19 protein-coding genes are annotated in these 16,779 nt (G+C 72.2%); 8 read left to right on the plus strand and 11 right to left on the minus strand.

The genetic code is table 11. From position 1 onward, the window contains the following. Nucleotides 1-12: 12 nt before the first annotated feature. The gene (locus tag ACIBSV_RS19005; protein WP_395864380.1) at nucleotides 13-438 is read right to left on the minus strand and encodes a Fur family transcriptional regulator; all 426 of its coding nucleotides are present in this window, start codon (nucleotides 436-438) and stop codon (nucleotides 13-15) included. A 75-nt stretch (nucleotides 439-513) separates the two neighbouring features. Further along, nucleotides 514-1,029: an FABP family protein gene (locus tag ACIBSV_RS19010; RefSeq protein ID WP_395864382.1), complete on the minus strand. Its 516-nt coding sequence runs from the start codon at nucleotides 1,027-1,029 to the stop codon at nucleotides 514-516. Between the two features lie 241 nt (nucleotides 1,030-1,270). Here ACIBSV_RS19010 and ACIBSV_RS19015 point away from each other — a divergent pair, with 241 nt between their 5' ends. After that, entirely contained in the window at nucleotides 1,271-1,633 is a 363-nt protein-coding gene (locus ACIBSV_RS19015) for a DsrE family protein (protein ID WP_360319300.1), read from the plus strand. Nucleotides 1,634-1,657: 24 nt separating this feature from the next. Here the strand turns inward: ACIBSV_RS19015 and ACIBSV_RS19020 are convergent, their stop codons facing one another. The 9 genes from ACIBSV_RS19020 to ACIBSV_RS19060 all read right to left on the minus strand — a co-directional run bounded on the left by ACIBSV_RS19020 (nucleotide 1,658) and on the right by ACIBSV_RS19060 (nucleotide 8,149). Then, nucleotides 1,658-1,981, minus strand: coding sequence for a DMT family transporter (locus tag ACIBSV_RS19020; protein ID WP_395864384.1), 324 nt, complete (start codon nucleotides 1,979-1,981; stop codon nucleotides 1,658-1,660). Nucleotides 1,982-2,211: 230 nt separating this feature from the next. After that, entirely contained in the window at nucleotides 2,212-2,505 is a 294-nt protein-coding gene (locus tag ACIBSV_RS19025; protein ID WP_020552259.1) for a DUF1416 domain-containing protein, read from the minus strand. A gap of 42 nt (nucleotides 2,506-2,547) precedes the next feature. Beyond that, nucleotides 2,548-3,387, minus strand: coding sequence for a sulfurtransferase (locus ACIBSV_RS19030; RefSeq protein WP_395864386.1), 840 nt, complete (start codon nucleotides 3,385-3,387; stop codon nucleotides 2,548-2,550). A gap of 228 nt (nucleotides 3,388-3,615) precedes the next feature. Then, nucleotides 3,616-3,699 (minus strand): putative leader peptide, encoded by an 84-nt coding sequence (locus tag ACIBSV_RS19035; RefSeq protein WP_360319360.1) that lies wholly within the window; start codon nucleotides 3,697-3,699, stop codon nucleotides 3,616-3,618. Between the two features lie 104 nt (nucleotides 3,700-3,803). Further along, nucleotides 3,804-4,649, minus strand: a complete 846-nt coding sequence (locus tag ACIBSV_RS19040; protein WP_395864388.1) for an anti-sigma factor family protein — start codon at nucleotides 4,647-4,649, stop codon at nucleotides 3,804-3,806. Further along, the gene (locus ACIBSV_RS19045; RefSeq protein WP_395864389.1) at nucleotides 4,646-5,296 is read right to left on the minus strand and encodes a sigma-70 family RNA polymerase sigma factor; all 651 of its coding nucleotides are present in this window, start codon (nucleotides 5,294-5,296) and stop codon (nucleotides 4,646-4,648) included. Before ACIBSV_RS19045 ends, ACIBSV_RS19040 begins: the two co-directional genes overlap by 4 nt. Nucleotides 5,297-5,412: 116 nt before the next feature. Continuing rightward, nucleotides 5,413-7,014: a hypothetical protein gene (locus tag ACIBSV_RS19050; RefSeq protein ID WP_395864391.1), complete on the minus strand. Its 1,602-nt coding sequence runs from the start codon at nucleotides 7,012-7,014 to the stop codon at nucleotides 5,413-5,415. Next, entirely contained in the window at nucleotides 7,011-7,271 is a 261-nt protein-coding gene (locus tag ACIBSV_RS19055; RefSeq protein ID WP_395864393.1) for a MoaD/ThiS family protein, read from the minus strand. The genes ACIBSV_RS19050 and ACIBSV_RS19055 overlap by 4 nt, the downstream gene beginning before the upstream one ends. Nucleotides 7,272-7,390: 119 nt before the next feature. After that, on the minus strand, nucleotides 7,391-8,149 hold the full coding sequence (locus tag ACIBSV_RS19060) for an alpha/beta hydrolase (protein WP_395864394.1): 759 nt from the start codon (nucleotides 8,147-8,149) through the stop codon (nucleotides 7,391-7,393). Nucleotides 8,150-8,393: 244 nt separating this feature from the next. Here ACIBSV_RS19060 and ACIBSV_RS19065 point away from each other — a divergent pair, with 244 nt between their 5' ends. The 7 genes from ACIBSV_RS19065 to pstS all read left to right on the plus strand — a co-directional run bounded on the left by ACIBSV_RS19065 (nucleotide 8,394) and on the right by pstS (nucleotide 16,750). Further along, on the plus strand, nucleotides 8,394-9,107 hold the full coding sequence (locus ACIBSV_RS19065; RefSeq protein WP_395864396.1) for a winged helix-turn-helix domain-containing protein: 714 nt from the start codon (nucleotides 8,394-8,396) through the stop codon (nucleotides 9,105-9,107). Between the two features lie 166 nt (nucleotides 9,108-9,273). Beyond that, nucleotides 9,274-10,293 (plus strand): LacI family DNA-binding transcriptional regulator, encoded by a 1,020-nt coding sequence (locus ACIBSV_RS19070; protein WP_395864397.1) that lies wholly within the window; start codon nucleotides 9,274-9,276, stop codon nucleotides 10,291-10,293. Nucleotides 10,294-10,337: 44 nt separating this feature from the next. After that, nucleotides 10,338-11,279, plus strand: coding sequence for a mycothiol synthase (gene mshD, locus ACIBSV_RS19075; protein ID WP_395864399.1), 942 nt, complete (start codon nucleotides 10,338-10,340; stop codon nucleotides 11,277-11,279). A gap of 84 nt (nucleotides 11,280-11,363) precedes the next feature. After that, a complete protein-coding gene (locus ACIBSV_RS19080; protein ID WP_395864401.1) occupies nucleotides 11,364-13,541 on the plus strand; it encodes an RNA degradosome polyphosphate kinase in 2,178 nt (725 codons plus the stop codon). After that, complete coding sequence (locus ACIBSV_RS19085) at nucleotides 13,528-14,511, plus strand: CHAD domain-containing protein (protein ID WP_395864403.1); 984 nt, start codon at nucleotides 13,528-13,530, stop codon at nucleotides 14,509-14,511. The genes ACIBSV_RS19080 and ACIBSV_RS19085 overlap by 14 nt, the downstream gene beginning before the upstream one ends. After that, nucleotides 14,504-15,316, plus strand: coding sequence for an NUDIX hydrolase (locus tag ACIBSV_RS19090; protein WP_395864405.1), 813 nt, complete (start codon nucleotides 14,504-14,506; stop codon nucleotides 15,314-15,316). Before ACIBSV_RS19085 ends, ACIBSV_RS19090 begins: the two co-directional genes overlap by 8 nt. A 288-nt stretch (nucleotides 15,317-15,604) precedes the next feature. Continuing rightward, complete coding sequence (gene pstS / locus ACIBSV_RS19095) at nucleotides 15,605-16,750, plus strand: phosphate ABC transporter substrate-binding protein PstS (RefSeq protein WP_395864407.1); 1,146 nt, start codon at nucleotides 15,605-15,607, stop codon at nucleotides 16,748-16,750. The last annotated feature ends 29 nt before the right edge of the window (nucleotides 16,751-16,779 follow it).

Here is a 16,779-nt window from a genome sequence, read left to right on the forward strand (position 1 = left end):
CGTTGCCCCGGTTCAGGGAACCCGGGCCGCGGTGCACTCTGCGCAGCGGCCGAAGATCGCGAAGTGCGCGAGATCGATGTCGAATCCGTGCTCGGCGCGCAGTTGCTCGCCCATCGCCGCGGCCACCTCGGTGCCCACCTCGATCACCCGACGGCAGTCCCGGCAGACCAGGTGCAGATGGCCCCCGACGTCGGCCGGGTGGTAGGTCGGCGCGCCGTGCCCGAGGTGGGTGTGGGTGACCAGGTCGAGTTGTTCGAGCAGTTCCAGGGTGCGGTAGACGGTCGAGATGTTGATCCCGCCGGCCGTCTTGTGCACCTCGGCCAGGATCTCGTCCGGCGTCGCGTGACCCAGGGTGTTCACCGCTTCGAGGACGAGTTGGCGCTGCGGCGTGAGCCGGTAGCCCTTCTCCCGAAGTTCGTGCTTCCAGTCAGTGCTCACGCAGGGAAGTTTACGAGTGCGGGCCGGTCCCCGGGCTCCTCGGCGCGGTCGCGTCCGGTTCGGCGCCGTCCGGCGCTATTCGGCCGCGAGGTCGGCGTCGACCCGCTTGAGCTGGGCGGAGACGTGGGCCTGGAGCGGATGCCCCATGGCGGCCATGTCGTACGCGTACATCAACTCGCTCTTGACCAGACCGTACAGCCGGTGGCCCGCGGTGTAGTCCTTCGCGTCCTCGGTGCGCGCGACCACGTCGGTGCGCATCTCCAGGCGCGGGCCGTCCACCTTCCCCAGCCAGATCTCCACGATCCCGGTGGGGTGCGCGAGGGTCACGTCGACCGAACCGTCCAGCTTCGAACGCCAGAAGCCGGTCTCGGTCGCCAGCGGGCGCACCCGCTCACCCTCCTCGTCGAGCAGCCAGGTGCGCGAGGTGTAGGTGAGGAACGGCTTGTTCGCGATGTAGCCGAAGGTGACCTGCTGACCGAAGCGGAACGCCTCGATGGTCGGGTAGTCGCCGACACCGGCGCCTTCCCAGGTGCCGAGCAGGAACGCGAGCGGGACGGCGTCGAAGTGCAGGTCGTCCGGGATTTCGATCATGGTGGGGCGGCCGCTTCCGGGGTCGGGTACGGCGAGTCAGCCTACCGGTCCCGCGCTCAGTTCTGGCCCTTGTACAGCTTGGACACGGTCAGGGCGGCGAACCACGCGACGAGGACGCCGACCACGGCCAGCAGCGCAATGAAGAAGATGTGCATCGCCCGGGTGCTCCTCGTGCTCTGTACGGGTGGGCCAGGTCGACCTGGCCGGGTGCCAAACGGCCTCAGTGTATAGGCTGCGGGCCGTGAAGCGATCTCTCGTGGTCAAGGTCACCGCAGGTCAGGACGCGCCGGAGCGCTGCTCCCAGGCGTTCACGGTGGCATCCGTGGCGCTCGCGTCGGGAGTGGACGTGTCGCTGTGGCTCACCGGCGAGTCGTCCTGGTTCGCCCTGCCCGGGCGCGCCGCCGAGTTCGAACTCCCGCACGCCGCGCCGCTGCCGGATCTGCTCGACGCGCTGATCGCGGGCGGTCGGGTGACGCTGTGCACGCAGTGCGCGGCGCGCCGCGAGATCACCGGCGACGACGTGTTGCCGGGGATTCGGATCGCGGGCGCGCAGGTGTTCGTTCAGGAGGCGCTCGCCGACGGCGCCCAGGCGTTGGTGTACTGACCGATCGGCCGCGCGGCTTCGCGGTCAGTGGCTGATTCCGGAGATGTTCAGGCCGATCACGCCGAGCAGGACCAGGCCGATCGAGATCAGTTTGAGCGGCGACGCGCCCTCGTTCAGGAGCCAGATGCCCACGAGCGCGGTGCCCGCCGCGCCGATCCCGGTCCACACCGCGTACGCGGGGCCCACCTCCAGGGATTTGAGCGCGTAGGTGAGCAGCCCGAAACTGCCCAGCGCGCACGCGGCGAAGCCGACGGTGGGCCACAACCGGGTGAATCCGTGGCTCTGCTTGAGCATGATGGCGAATCCGGTCTCCAGGACTCCCGCGATGATCACGATCACCCATGCCACGTGTGCCTCCCGGCGTCGCGCCCTGCTTCCGGTGCCCCGCCCCGAAAGATCCGCCCGAGGCGGATCCCCCGAAGATACGGAAACCTTTCTGCCCCGACGACCCGGGGCACACACCAAAAACGACCCCGCCCCTCCCCCGAGCACGTGGGGAGGGGCGGAGCCGTTCTTGCCACCGATCGGGTAGCGGGTTCCGAGGGTGTACGTCCGAAGGAGACCCGACCCGTCGGGGATCAGACCGCGATCTCGACCTCGGCGACGGTGCCCTTCTCGGACACCACGACGCTGCGGTCCACGGTCGCGCCGGGCACGAGTGCCCGCACGGTCCAGTTGCCCGGGGCCGCGAAGAACCGGAACTGGCCGGTCGCGGAAGTGGGCACCTCGGCGGTGAAGTCGCCACCCGCGTCGAGCAGGCGCACGTAACCGTTGATCGGCTGCCCGCCCTTGGTCACCGCCCCCTGAATGATGGTTTCCTTCGCCACGTCAACTCCTGCCAGATCCGGGCCGCCGGCCTTCGCACCGCACATCGTTCCTGCTCCCTGAAGTCGGGTTGGTCGGGTAGCCGTCGGTCACTTGCCGTCGCCGAGCTCGATCGGCACGCCGACCAGCGCGCCGTACTCGGTCCACGAACCGTCGTAGTTGCGGACGTTGCCCTGCTCCAGCAGCTCGTGCAGAACGAACCACGTGTGCGCCGAGCGCTCGCCGATCCGGCAGTAGGCGATGGTGTCCTTCGCCAGGTCCACGCCCTCGCCCTCGTACAGCGCGGTGAGCTCCTCGTTGGTCTTGAAGGTGCCGTCGTCGTTGGCGGCCTTCGACCACGGGATGTTCTTCGCGGTCGGCACGTGGCCGGCCTTCTGCGACTGCTCCTGCGGCAGGTGCGCCGGGGCGAGCAGCTTGCCGGAGAACTCGTCGGGCGAACGCACGTCGACCAGGTTCAGCGTGCCGATCGCGGCGAGCACGTCGTCGCGCCAGGCGCGGATCGACTTGTCCTGCTCCTTGGCCACGTAGGTGGTCGCGGCGCGCTCGGGCACCTCGACGACCAGCTCACGCGAGTCGAGCTCCCACTTCTTGCGACCGCCGTCGAGCAGCTTGACGTCGCCGTGGCCGTAGAGCTTGAAGTACCAGTAGGCGTAGGACGCGAACCAGTTGTTGTTGCCGCCGTAGAGCACGACGGTGTCGTCGTTGGAGATGCCCTTGGCCGACAGCAGCGCGGAGAAGCCGGCCTCGTCGACGAAGTCGCGCTTGACCGGGTCCTGGAGGTCGTCGCGCCAGTCGATGCGCACCGCACCGCGGATGTGGTTCTTGACGTAGGCGCTGGTGTCCTCGTCGACCTCGACGAGGACGACCTTCGGGTCGTCCAGGCGGGCCTGGACCCAGTCGGCGTCTACCAGAACGTCGGAGCGGCTCATGGGGATACCTCCGGTGCAGAAGTGCGCGGGATTGCCGCGGATGTGCGGTCTCGGGGTACACCCGGGCGTGCCGCGGCGCCGCGGCAGGCGGGGGTGTGGGTGTGTCCGTGGTTGCTACGCGGGGGCCGGGTGCCCGTTCCACCGCGTCGTCACACGGTTCGGGTCCCGGGTCCGACGGTCGGTCGCGATCCGCCTCGGGCGCATCGCCGATCGACGACTGTCGGCAAGTCAGTCAGCGCAACACAGGCAGGTCTGCGTGCGGCACAGGTCCACTGCGCGCCGCTTGGTGAGGTCGTCCGCCTGTCGCTTCACACCATCGATCGTAGGGAGGGTGAGCCACTCGTGTCATGCACGGCCCAAGATGTGAGACAAAATTGTCCGCCCATTGAGATGGGCGGACAATTGGCACCGCTTTGTCATGGTTGGGCGGGCGGGATCTCCAGCAGTTCCGCGCCGTCGCCGACGGTTTTGACGGCGAATCGGGTGATCTCCCCGACCGGGATGCTGGTCGCGCCCCGGATCGGGTCGCCGGGGCCGTAGTCGCCGTTCGGGACCACCCACGAGGACGCCGTCTCCACCCGCCCCCGGGTGCCGTAGACGTCGAGCTGACAACGGGTGCCCGGCCGGATGCCGGACAGCGACAGGTCCACGCTGCTGCCCCACGCGGTGGCGGCGTAGCGCAATTCGGCGCCCATGCCCGAGCGCGGGTCGCCGCCGCGGGCGATCCGAAGGCCCGGCAATCCGGGCGGCGCCGCGGTCCCGGCCGGACCGGCCGTCCCGGTCGGGCGCCCCGGGGGCGCGGTCGTCGACGGTGCGCCGGCCGCGTCGCCGGTGTCCGAGGAGTCGCCGAGGGCCCAACCGGTGAGCCCCGCGAGGACCATCAACACGGCCGCCGCGGCGGCCACCGCATGGCGCGACCGGCGGCGCCGATCCGCCTGTCGGGCCGCGGCGGACAACACGCGTGCGGGCACGACGCCGTTCGCGGCCGCGCCGCTTGCCTGCGCCTCGGCCGCGGTCAGCCGGGCGAGCAGGGTGGGCAGGCCCGCGAGTTCTTCGTACTCGGCCCGGCAGCGCGGGCACGTGGCCACGTGTTGACGGACCCGGGCGGCCTCGTTCTCGTCGAGGGCGCCGACCACGAACGCGCCGAGGTCCAGGCGGGCCACCGCGCAGCCCAGCCGGGCGGGTGGGCCCGCCGGCTTCGGCGGATGCGCGTCGGGAGCGGCGCCGCTCGCCGCCGCGTTCTCGTCCCCGGTGTCCGTCACGGGACCAACCCCCTTTCCTCCAAGGCCACGCGCAGCGCTCGCAGCGCGTAGTACGTCCGTGATTTGACCGTGCCCTCGGGTACTCCCAGGGCCTTGGCCGCGTCGGCCACCGAACTGCCCCGGTAGTAGGTCTCCAACAACACCGCGCGGTGCTCGGGGCTCAGCGCGGCCATCGCGTCGGCGACGTCCCACGCGAGCACGGCCCGGTCGAACTCGGCCTCGGCGCCCTCGTCCGCCACCGTCGCCAGCGCCGCGTCGCCGGTCTCGGGCGGGCGGGCCTTGCGGGCCCGCCCGACGTCGATCACCACGTTGCGGGCCACCGTGCACAGCCAGCCCCGGACCGAGCCTCGGGTGGGGTCCAGCGCCTCGGGGTGGCGCCACGCGCGCAGCAGCGTCTCCTGGACCACGTCCTCGGCCCAGGCCCGATCGCCGCCGGTCAGCCGCAGCGCGAAACCCAGCAGCGGGCCGCCGTGTTCGAGGTAGAGCGTGCGGATGACCGCCTCGTCGGCGGTGGATATTCGGGACGCCGAGTGCAGCGGGTCGGCGGCGGGACGGTCGTCCCCGCGAGCGGGACGGGCCAGGAAGGCCCGAGCCGCCGCCGGGTCCGCCTGCGCCTCGGCGCCGAGCAGTTCCGAACGATGCGTCACACCCGCCATACGGGCGGGCGGGTCCGGCGGTTCATCCCGGCTCCCGGGGCGGGACCGGCGGTATATCCACGGCATGGCCGCATCCTCCCGTGGCGGAGCCGCCGCCGTACGGTCAATCAGCCGATCATGACCCGTCCCAGCAGGTACGCGGCCGGCGCGGCGAGCGCGAGCGGCAGGGACACACCGGCGGTGAAGTGCACGAACCTGGACGGATGGTCGTAGCCGGCGATCCGCCGGCCGAGCAGCCCGAGCGCCGCGGCGCCGGCGCCGAGCAGCGCGGCGTACGGCGCCTCGCCGCCGAGCGCGATGCCCGCGCCCGCGCCGGCCGCGGCGCCCAGCAGCCAGGACGGGATCGGTGCCACGGCCGGCGGCAGCGGCACCGCCCGGACCAGCGTCGCGACACCGGCCGCGAACACCGCGGCGACCACGGCCGCGCCCGCGTCGATCGGCCCGCCCTCGAGGTCGCCCGCGACCAGGTAGGCGACGTCGAACGCGGCGATCAGCGCGGCGGACGTGGTCACGGTGAGCGCGGGCAACAACTCGCCCGGTCGGGCTCCGCTCCGGGCCTGGAGCGCGAGCACCACCAGCAGCGTGCAGGCGAGCACGGCCGGCACGCTCGCGAGCCCCTGCTCGCCCTTGGCGTACACCGCGATGTCGGTGGCGAAGGCGGCGAGCACGACCAGCGCGATGCCCTGGCGCGCGGGCCACATGCCGTTGAGCCGGAACCACCCGGCGGCGGTGAGCACTTGCAGGAACGCGACGCCGAGCACGAGGGCCGGCTTGCCGGCGATCGCGGTCACCGCCAGGACCGCGGCCAGGCCGACCGTGCACAGCGCCGGCAACATGCCCGGCGGATCCCAGATCGGCGTCCGGGGCGTCCGCGCGGCCCGCGTGGACGGCTCGCCCGTGCGCTGGGCGGGCACCCGCGCGACCCGACGACCGGTGCCGACGGCGGGCTCGAGGGCGGTGGCCCCGGCCGCGTCGAGGGCGTGGTCCGCGTCGTAGTCGGTCCCCGGGTAGTCGGTCCCGGAGTAGTCGGTCCCGGAGTAATCGGTCCCGGCGTAGTCGGCGCGCCCCTCGTCGTAGAGGTCGACCTCGGCCCCGTACCCGCCGGAGTGGTCCGTCCCGGCCTCGGGAAGCGGCTCGACGATCGCCGGCAGCACGCTCGTCGCGCCGTCCTGGTCCGGGTATCCCGAGCCGTACGCGTCGTCCCGGCCGGATTCGGCGAGCGCGGGCGACATCTCCGTCGCGTCCGGGTAGCCGTACCCCCCGCCGGGCCCGCTCGGGACCGGCTCGGCGTACGCCTGCGGAGGGGACTCCTGCGGATAGGACCCCTGCTGGGGGTAGGGCTCCTGTGCATAAGGCTCCGGCGCGTAGGACTCCGGCTCGTAGCCCTGCGCGGCGTAACTCCCGTGCGACCCGTCCGGCCCGGCGTAGGACTGTTGCGGGTAGCCGTGGCCGCCGTGCTCGACGGGCTGCGCGTACGGCCCGGGCTCGGCGTGGCCGCCGCCCGGGTGTGGCCCGCCGTACGCCTCGCCGGCCGGGGCGCCGTACGGCTCGCCGTAGTGCTCCCCGGCCGGTGCGAAGGCCGGTTCGCCGTAGCCGGGTCCCGACGCGCCCGGGTCGGCCTGCGGGTCGCCCTGGTACATCGCCGCCGGGTCGTACCCGCCCGGCTCCTCGTATCGGTCGCCCGTCGGGCGTCCGCGTCGCCCGCTCATCCGCCGGCGAAGGGGGGCAGGACCTCGACGGTGCCGCCCTCGGTCAGGGTGATCGCCGAGTGGTCGCGCAGTCCCACCGGATCGCCGTCCACGACGAAGGAGCAGTTCGCGACGACCGCGCCGAAGCGGGTCGAGTCACCGTGCCGCTCTCGGGCCCGCCGCAGCGCGTCGGCGAGGGTGACCGCGTCGTACGGCTCCTCGGGCGTGCCCGCGGCTTCCTTCGCCGCGGCCCAGTACCGCATGGTGCCGACCGCCATCGCGCGCCCTCCCGTGTGTCCGTGTGTGCGTCCGCGGCTGGTGTGCCCGAACGGCGCCGAAGTGTGCAGCATCCATGATGACGCCTCCCGACGGGCCGTTCGGTCCCCCGGCACCCGGATCACCCCTCGGCGTGCGCCCGGGCCCACCGCGCGATCCGGTCCACCAGGTCGGCGCCGACCGCGTTCTCGGCGTGGCCGAGGCCGGGCTCGATCCACAGGTCCTTCGGGGCTCCGGCCGCGTCGTGGATCTGTCGGGGGTGGTCCAACGGGAAATACGGGTCGCTGTCGCCGTGCACCACGAGCAGCGGCGTGGGCGCGATCGCCGCGGCGGCCTCGAACGGGGCGAGCGGCACCGGATCCCACGTTCGGGCGGAGATCCGGGTGCGCAGCACGAAGCGGGCCACCGCCCGCCCGGTCCGGCGCTCGATCGCGAAGTGCACCCGGCGCATCGGCGGGGTGTCCCGGTAGTACCAGCGGGCCGGCGCGCTCACCGCGACCACCGCCGCGACGCCGTCGTACAGCGCCGCGTGCCGCAGCACGACGCTGCCGCCCATCGAGAAGCCGACCGTGACCACCCGTCGGTAGCCGAGCCTGCGGGCCCATCCGACCGCCGCCTCCAGGTCGCGCACCTCGCGATCGCCCACCGTGCTCAGCCCCGTGGACGCGCCGTGGCCGCGGAAGTCGAAACCGATCACCCCGCCGTGCGCGCGCAGCCCGTCCAGCACCGCGCCGACGGCCGGCCGACGCCACGAACCGGTGAACCCGTGGGCGACCACGAAGACCCGATCGCGGGTGCCGACATCGGCTCCGGGTCGGTGGACGGCGCTGATCCGCACGTCGTCGTCGGTGATCAGGACGGCCTGCTCGGGTGCAGGCATTCCGGTGAAAGACGGACCCGAAGGTGTCCGCAGTGCGGGAAGATCCCCGGGTAGGTCGGTTCCTCGAGACATGTTCGCTATCCTGACCCCGCAGGCTCACCTCCGATGACGGGCACACCCCACGGACCCCAGAAGTGGTTCCCGAACGGTTACGGAATCGGACGAGCCGGCGACCAATGAAGGATCCGGGCGACGATGCCCCGGGTCCTTTCGTGTTTCTGTGCCTGTTTTGGGAGGTGTCCCGTTGAGTGCACTGCTGCTGCTCACGAACGCGCTCCAGCCGTCGGCCGAGGTGCTGCCCGCGCTCGGTCTGCTGCTGCACCAGGTACGCGTGGCCCCGGCGGAGGCCTCCGCGCTGGTCGACGCGCCCGCCGCGGACGTCATCCTGGTCGACGGCCGGCGTGACCTCCCCCAGGTGCGCAGCCTGTGCAGGGTCTTGCGCACCACCGGGGTCGGTGCCCCGCTGGTGCTGGTGGCCACCGAAGGCGGCCTGGCCGCGCTGACCGCGGACTGGGGGGTCGACGACGTCCTGCTGGACACCGCCGGGCCCGCCGAGGTCGAGGCCCGGTTGCGGCTGGCGATCGGCCGGCTCCAGGCGGCGCAGGGCGCGGAGGACGAGCCCACCGAGATCCGCAACGGCGACCTGAGCATCGACGAGGCCACCTACAGCGCGAAGCTGCGCGGCCGGGTGCTCGATCTGACGTTCAAGGAGTTCGAGCTGATCAAGTACCTCGCGCAGCACCCGGGCCGGGTGTTCACCCGGGCCCAGTTGTTGCAGGAGGTGTGGGGATACGACTACTTCGGCGGCACCCGCACGGTCGACGTGCACGTACGCCGACTGCGCGCGAAACTCGGGCCCGAGCACGAGTCGTTGATCGGCACGGTGCGCAACGTCGGCTACCGGTTCGTGGTGCCCGATCGGGGCGTGGGCGAGCCCGCGCTCGCCGACCGCACGTGATCCACCCCTCGGCGCCGGGCCCGTCGATCGACCCGACGGGGCGTCACATCCCTTGCCCACACGCACAAAGCAGACTTATCCGGAGCAACACGGAGGACCATCCCGTCCCGCGTCCAGGTTGTGAACTCCCGTGAGTCGCGCCGGTCGCCGTCCCTACAATGACCGGGTGCCCAAAGTGACCCGCGACGACGTCGCCCGCCTCGCGGGGACCTCCACCGCGGTGGTCTCCTACGTCGTCAACAACGGCCCGCGCCCGGTCGCGCCGGCCACGCGCGAGCGTGTGCTCGCGGCGATAGACAAGCTGGGTTACCGGCCCGACAGTGTGGCCCAGGCGATGGCCAGCCGCCGGACCAACCTGATCGGCCTGGTGATCCCCGACGCCCGACAGCCGTTCTTCGCCGAACTCGCGCACACCGTCGAGCAGGCCGCGTTCGAACAGGGCCGGTTGGTGCTGATCGGCAACTCCGACTACGAGGACGACCGCGAGCTGCACTACGTGCGCGCGTTCCTGGGCATGCAGGTGTCCGGACTCGTGCTGGTCAGCCAGGGCCCCTCCGAGCGCGCCGCGCGCGAGATCGCCACCCGGGACGTCCGGGTGGTGCTGATGCACCGTCAGCCCGACGCGCTGGGCGGCGACGCGGTCATCGTGGACGACGTGGAGGGCGCCTACACGGCGGTCCGCCACCTGCTCGACACCCACGGCTTCACCCGGGTGGACTGCCTGGGCGGCCCGCCCAGCACACCGGACTCGGGCGACCCGGTCACCGACCACGTCACCGGTTGGCGGCGGGCGATGGCCGAACGCGGGCTGCCCACCGACGGTCTGCTGCACGAGGCGCCGTTCGGCCGGTTCGGCGCCTACCAGGTCGCGCTGTCGCTGCTGACCGGCCCGGATCGGCCCCGGGCGCTGTTCTGCTCGACCGACGACCAGGCGATGGGTGTCCTGCACGCGGCGCGCGAGGCGGGCCTGCGGGTACCGGACGACCTCGCCGTGGTCGGCTTCGACGACATCGCCGAGGCGGCGATCGCCGATCCGCCGCTGACCACGGTGACCTCGGACCGGCCGGGCATGGCCCGCGCGGCGGTCGAGCTGGCCCTGGAGCGCGAACCGGCCGCGGCCGGCGACCCCAGGGTGCGTACCTTCCCGTCCACGCTGGTGGTCCGGCGAAGCTGCGGCTGCGGCTGACGGCGGCGCGACGACCCGAGGCGGCGCTCAGTACCGTAAAGGCCATGGACCTCGCGGATGTGTCGATCGAGACGGTGAATCGGGCCTCGGCGCAGGACGCCGAAGCCGTACTGGCCCTGGCGGAGACGGCGGCCGGCGTCGACGGTGCCTCGCCGCTGTCCGAACAGTCCCGGCTGGAGTTGCGGCACGGCGCGCCGGCGGCGCGCGAGGTGCTCGCCCACCACGGCGACACGATCGTCGGCTTCGCGCACCTGGACGGCTCGGACCCCGTGGACGGTCCGTCCGCCGAGTTGTTCGTCGCACCGCACGCGCGCGGCGGGGGCCTGGGCCGGGCGCTGCTGGAAGCGCTGGTGACCGAGGCCGCCCACATCGACGGGGACGGCAGGCTGCGGGTGTGGGCGCACGGCAAGCTGCCCGCGGCCGAGCGGCTGGCCGCGGCACTCGGCTTCACCGCGTTCCGTGAGCTGTGGCAGATGCGTCGCGCGGCCGGTACCGCGGTGCCCGACCTGGACGTGCCCGCCGACGTGCGGCTGCGCGCCTTTACCCCCGGCACCGACGACCGGGCCTGGCTGGCGCTCAACGCCAAGGCCTTCGCACACCACCCCGAGCAGGGCGCGTGGACCGCGGACGACCTGCGCCGGCGGTTCGCCGAGCCGTGGTTCGACCCGGCCGGCTTCTTCCTCGCCGAGGACACGAACAGCGGCGAACTGCTCGGTTTCCACTGGACCAAGACGCACCCCGCGACCGCGGACTCGGGCCCGCTGGGCGAGGTGTACGTGGTCGGTGTCGACCCGGCGGCCCAGGGCCGCGGGCTGGGCGCGCTGCTGACCTCGGTGGGTCTGCGGCACCTGGCCCAGCACACCGTCGACGGTCGTCCGCTTGCCGAAATACTGCTTTATGTGGACGCGGACAACGAGGCGGCGGTCAAGGTGTACACCCGTTTGGGCTTTCGCGTGCATACCGTCGATGTGATGTACCGACGCTGAACACCGTGTGAAACCTGGCGAACATCTGTTTCGGGTCGGGGTCGCACAGGTGCACATAGACCGTCGCGAAAAGACAATGGTCTGATGAACGCCGAAACTCCCGCCGCGCGATCCTCCCGACACCTGGCCGTGGCCGTGCCCCCGGCGAAGGCAGGCGCCACGGCCACGGTCACCGCGGCGGCGCCGCGAGTGGAGGCCGACCTGCCGCCGGACCGGTTCCTGGACCGCGAGGGCAGTTGGCTGGCGTTCAACGAGCGGGTCCTCGAACTGGCCGAGGACCCGAGCACGCCGCTGCTGGAGCGGGCGCGGTTTCTGGCCATCTTCGCCTCCAACCTCGACGAGTTCTTCATGGTCCGGGTGGCCGGCCTCAAGCGCCGGATCGCCACCGGCCTGGCGGTGCGCGCGGCCAGCGGGCTCCAGCCGCGCGAGGTGCTGGAGAACATCTGGTCGCGCAGCCGTGCGCTGATGGCCCGGCACTCCACGTGCTTCCACCACGACGTGCTGCCCGCGCTCGGCGAGGCCGACATCCAGTTGCTGCACTTCGACGACCTGACCGACGGCGAGCGGCAGTCGTTGTACGCGCTCTTTCGCGAGCGGGTCTTCCCGGTCCTGACCCCCTTGGCGGTGGACCCGGCGCACCCGTTCCCGTACATCTCCGGCCTGTCGCTGAACCTGGCCGTGATCGTGCGCAACCCGCGCTCGGGCAACGAGCACTTCGCCCGGGTCAAGGTGCCGCCGCTGCTGCCGCGCTTCGTGGAGACCTCGCCGGCCCGCTTCGTGCCGCTCGAGGAGGTGATCGCCGAATTCCTCGGCGACCTGTTCCCGGGCATGGACGTGCTGGGCCACCACGCGTTCCGGGTCACCCGCAACGAGGACCTGGAGGTCGAGGAGGACGACGCGGAGAACCTGCTCCAGGCGCTCGAGCGGGAGTTGATGCGCCGCCGGTTCGGGCCGCCGGTCCGACTCGAGGTCGAGGAGAACATCGACCCGCACGTACTCGACCTGCTGGTACGCGAGCTGGGCGTGGGTGAGAAGGAGGTCTACCCGCTGCCCGGTCCGCTCGACCTGACCGGGCTGCACGCGATCGCCGACCTGGACCGGCCCGAGCTCAAGTTCGGCCGGTACGTCGCCGGCACCCACCGCGACCTGGCCGAGGTGGAGACCGCGCAGGCCGCCGACGTGTTCGCCGCGATGCGCAAGCGCGACGTCCTGGTGCACCACCCCTACGACTCGTTCGCGACCTCGGTGCAGGCCTTCCTCGAGCAGGCCGCCTCCGACCCGCACGTGCTCGCGATCAAGCAGACGTTGTACCGCACCTCCGGCGACTCGCCGATCGTGGACGCGCTGGTGGACGCCGCCGAGTCCGGCAAGCAGGTACTGGTCCTGGTCGAGCTCAAGGCCCGCTTCGACGAGCACGCCAACATCACCTGGGCGCGCAAGCTGGAGCAGGCCGGCTGCCATGTCGTGCACGGCGTGGTGGGGCTCAAGACGCACTCCAAGCTGAGCCTGGTGGTCCGCCAGGAGGGCGACACGCTGCGCCGCTACTGCCACATCGGAACCGGCAACTACAACCCCAAGACGGCCCGGCTCTACGAGGACCTGGGCCTGCTGACCGCCGACCCGCAGGTCGGCGAGGACATGTCGAACCTGTTCAACCGGCTCTCCGGCTACTCGCGCGCGCAATCGTTTCGGCGGTTGCTGGTCGCCCCGCACTCGCTGCGCAACGGGCTGGTCGAGCGGATCGAGCGCGAGGTGGACAACCACGAGCAGGGGCTGCCGGCGTACGTGCGGCTCAAGTCGAACTCGCTGGTCGACGAACTGGTGATCGACGCGCTGTACCGCGCCTCGCAGGCCGGGGTCCCGGTCGATCTGTGGATCCGCGGCATCTGCGCGCTGCGCCCGGGTGTTCCCGGACTGTCCGAGACCATCCGGGTGCGCAGTATTCTCGGGCGATTTTTGGAACACTCGAGGGTATGGGTGTTCGCCGGCGGCGGCGAACCGGAGGTGTGGATCGGCAGTGCCGACCTGATGCACCGCAACCTGGACCGCAGGGTCGAGGCCGCGGTGCGGCTGCGCGGCGATCGACACCGCGACGAGATGACGTCCTTCATGGACCTGGGGATGAGCCCGGCGACCGCGTCCTGGCATCTGGACCGGGACGGCGTCTGGACCCGGCACGCGACCGCCGCCGACGGGACCCGGCTTCGTGACGTGCAGGAGCACCTCATCGAGACCCGGAGGCGCAGACGTGGCCCGGAGTAAGCAGGCGACGACCATCCCTCGGCAGCGCGCGGCGGCCGAGGACACCTCGGCCGGCGCGATCCTGCTCGCGCATCTGGTCGGGGAGGCCGGGGCGTTCATCGACGAGTTGCCCCGGTTGAGCGCGGGCGAGGAGGAGGCCGCACACAACGCGCGGGTGGCCGCCCGGCGCATCCGCAGCGCGCTGGCCACGTGCGGACCGCTCCTGGCGCCGGAGCCGGCCGCGCTGCTGCGCACCCGGCTGCGCGACGCCGCGGACGCGCTGGCGGGCGAGCGCGACGCGGAGGTGCTCCTCGAACGCCTGTCGGCCGACCTGGACGCGCTGCCCGAGCGGCCCGGCACGGCCAGGGCCCGGGCGATCCTCACCCGCCGGCTGCGCGGCGATCAGGGCGCCGGCCGGGCCCGCGCGCTGGACGCGCTCGGCTCGGGGGTGTTCACCACGCTGTCCGCGGACCTGGTCGAACCGGCCCTGGGCCTGACCTTCACCGAGCGCGCCGCGGCCCCGGGCGCCGAGGTCGTACCCAAACTGGTCGCCCGCACGCTGCGCCGGCTCGACCGCGCCGCAGGGGCACTGCCGCTGGAGGCGGCCGGGGTGCCCTATCCGCCGGACCACGCCGGGTTCACCCCGTACGCGGGCACCGACGACGAGGCCTGGCACCGGGTGCGGATCCTGGCCAAGCGGGCCCGCTACGCGGCCGACATGTGCGTACCCGCGTTCGGGCCGCCGGCAGCCCGACTGGCCCGGCGGCTCAAGGCGGTGACCGAGGTGCTCGGCGTGCACCAGGACGCGACCATCGCCGCCGACGCGATCGCCGAGCTCGCCGCCGGGCCCCGGGTCGGCGGGCCGGCCGCCTTCGTGTTGGGCGAGTTGTACGCGCACGAGCGGCAGGTCGCCACCGCTCGGCGGTACGCGTTCACGCGCGTGTGGCCCAGGGCCTGCACGCCGGACGTGCGGGCGTGGCTCGATGGATGACCCCGCTCGGGTCGCGCACACCGGGCGCGACCCGGTGCTCGCCGCGGGCGGGGTGTTGTGGCGCCGGTCCGGGGACGGCGTGGAGGTCGGGCTGGTGCATCGACCGCGCTACGACGACTGGTCCTTCCCGAAGGGCAAGCTGGAGTCCGGCGAGCCCGCGGTGGTGGCCGCCGTGCGCGAGATCGCCGAGGAGACCGGTTACCGGGCGATCCTGGGACGGGAGTTGGGCGTGCTCAGCTATCCGATGCACTCGCGCGATCGCCTCAAGATCAACCGCTACTGGGTCGCCGAGGCGGTCGCCGGCGAGTTCGCCCCCAATCCGGAGGTGGACCGGATGTGGTGGGGCCCGCCGGAGGAGGCCGCGACGTTGACCGGGACCCCGGACTACACCGCGTCGCTGACCGACGCGTTTCGCACCGGACCGCCGCCCGCGACGGTCCCGGTGCTGGTGCTGCGCGCGGGTCCGGCGTACGCGCGGGACCTGGTGCCGATGCTCGCCGCGTTCGGTCCGGTCGAGGTGCACGGCGCCACGACGCCGGCCGCGGTGGCGACGGTGGCGCCGTATGTCGCGGCGGTGGGCGCTCGGATGCGCTCTACCGCGTGCTCGGTGGCCGACGCGCTGCGCGGCGGCCGGCCCACGCTGCTGTGCGCGCCGGTTCCGGACCTGCCCGGCGGCGCTCCCGGGATGACCGCCGCGCGGCTGGCCGCCGAGCCCCTGCTGCCCGGGGAATTCGCCGTGTTGCACGCGTGGGCGGGCCGCGTGGTGGCCATGGGCCGGTACGCCCCCTACCCGACGGGGAGCTGAGCACTCGGTCAAGTCGTGATCACGGTTCACGGAACGTCACCCGGCGTGCATCTGAACAGCGGGTGAACGTGATTCGGCGTGCGCGACAAAGGGCCAGTTCACGGGCGGTAAATGGCTACATGAGCGGACAATTCATCCAGCGGTCGGCTTATCTGACTCGACCGTTCGAGTTCACCCTCGGTTCACTTTGCGCGGCGGATCGCTTCATTCTCACGGCCTAACTTCATGGATGACGGCGACCGTTCGGGTCGTCGCACCACGAGTCGAGTTCGATCGAAAGGGAGCGCCGTGACCATTCGGCCCCGCAGTGTCCGTCGCGGTATCGGCTTCACCGGCCTGGCACTCGCCGGCGCGCTCACGCTGGCCGCGTGCGGCTCCGACGACAACAGCTCGGGGGACGACAACAAGTCGTCGACGAAGGCGGCCTCGGCTCCCGGCGCAGAGGCGCCCAAGGGTGACTGCGGCACGGGCAAGCTCGCCGGCGCCGGCTCCAGCGCCCAGAAGAACGCGCTGGACGAGTGGATCAAGGCCTACCAGGCCAAGTGCTCGGGCGCCTCGATCGACTACGCGGGCTCGGGCTCGGGCGCCGGCCGCCAGTCGTTCTTCGACAAGCAGGTCACCTTCGCCGGCTCCGACTCGGCGCTCAAGCCGGAAGAGGTCGCCAAGGCCGGCGCCGCGTGCGCTCCCGGCCAGGCGATCAACCTGCCGATGGTGACCGGCCCGATCGCGGTGGCGTACAACGTCTCCGGCGTCAAGGACCTGGTCCTGGACGCGAAGACGATCGCGGGCATCTTCAACGGCAAGATCACCAAGTGGGACGCCGCCGAGATCAAGGCGCTGAACCCGAACGCGCAGCTGCCGTCGACCCCGATCCAGACCGTGCACCGGTCCGAGGCGTCCGGCACCACCGAGAACTTCACCAAGTACCTCAAGGCCGCGGCCCCCGCCGACTGGACCTTCGACGCCGCGCAGGACTGGAAGGCCCCGGGCGGCCAGGGCGCCAAGGGCAGCGAGGGTGTCGCGTCGATCGTCAAGCAGACGCAGGGCGGCATCAGCTACATGGAGCAGTCCTTCGCGGAGAACTCCGGCCTGGGCATCGCGCAGATCAACACGGGCGCGTCGGCTCCGGTCAAGCTCACCCCCGAGGCCGCGGGCAAGGCCGTCGAGGCCGCGAAGATCGCCGGTCAGGGCAACGACCTGAAGCTGACCGTGGACTACGCGACCAAGGCCGAGGGCGCCTACCCGATCATCCTGGTCACCTACGAGATCGTCTGCGAGAAGGGCACCCCGGCGGACAAGCTGCCGCTGCTCAAGTCCTTCCTCACCTACACCTCCAGCGCCGAAGGCCAGAAGGTCCTCGCGGGCATCGGCTACGCGCCGCTCCCGACGACGATCGCGGACAAGGTCCGCGCCGCCGTGGCCGGTCTGTCCTAGTCCGAGCCCGCTGAGCGACCGACTCGTAC

It is taken from the genome of Embleya sp. NPDC050154 (genome assembly GCF_044460165.1).
Classification (GTDB): Bacteria; Actinomycetota; Actinomycetes; order Streptomycetales; family Streptomycetaceae; genus Embleya.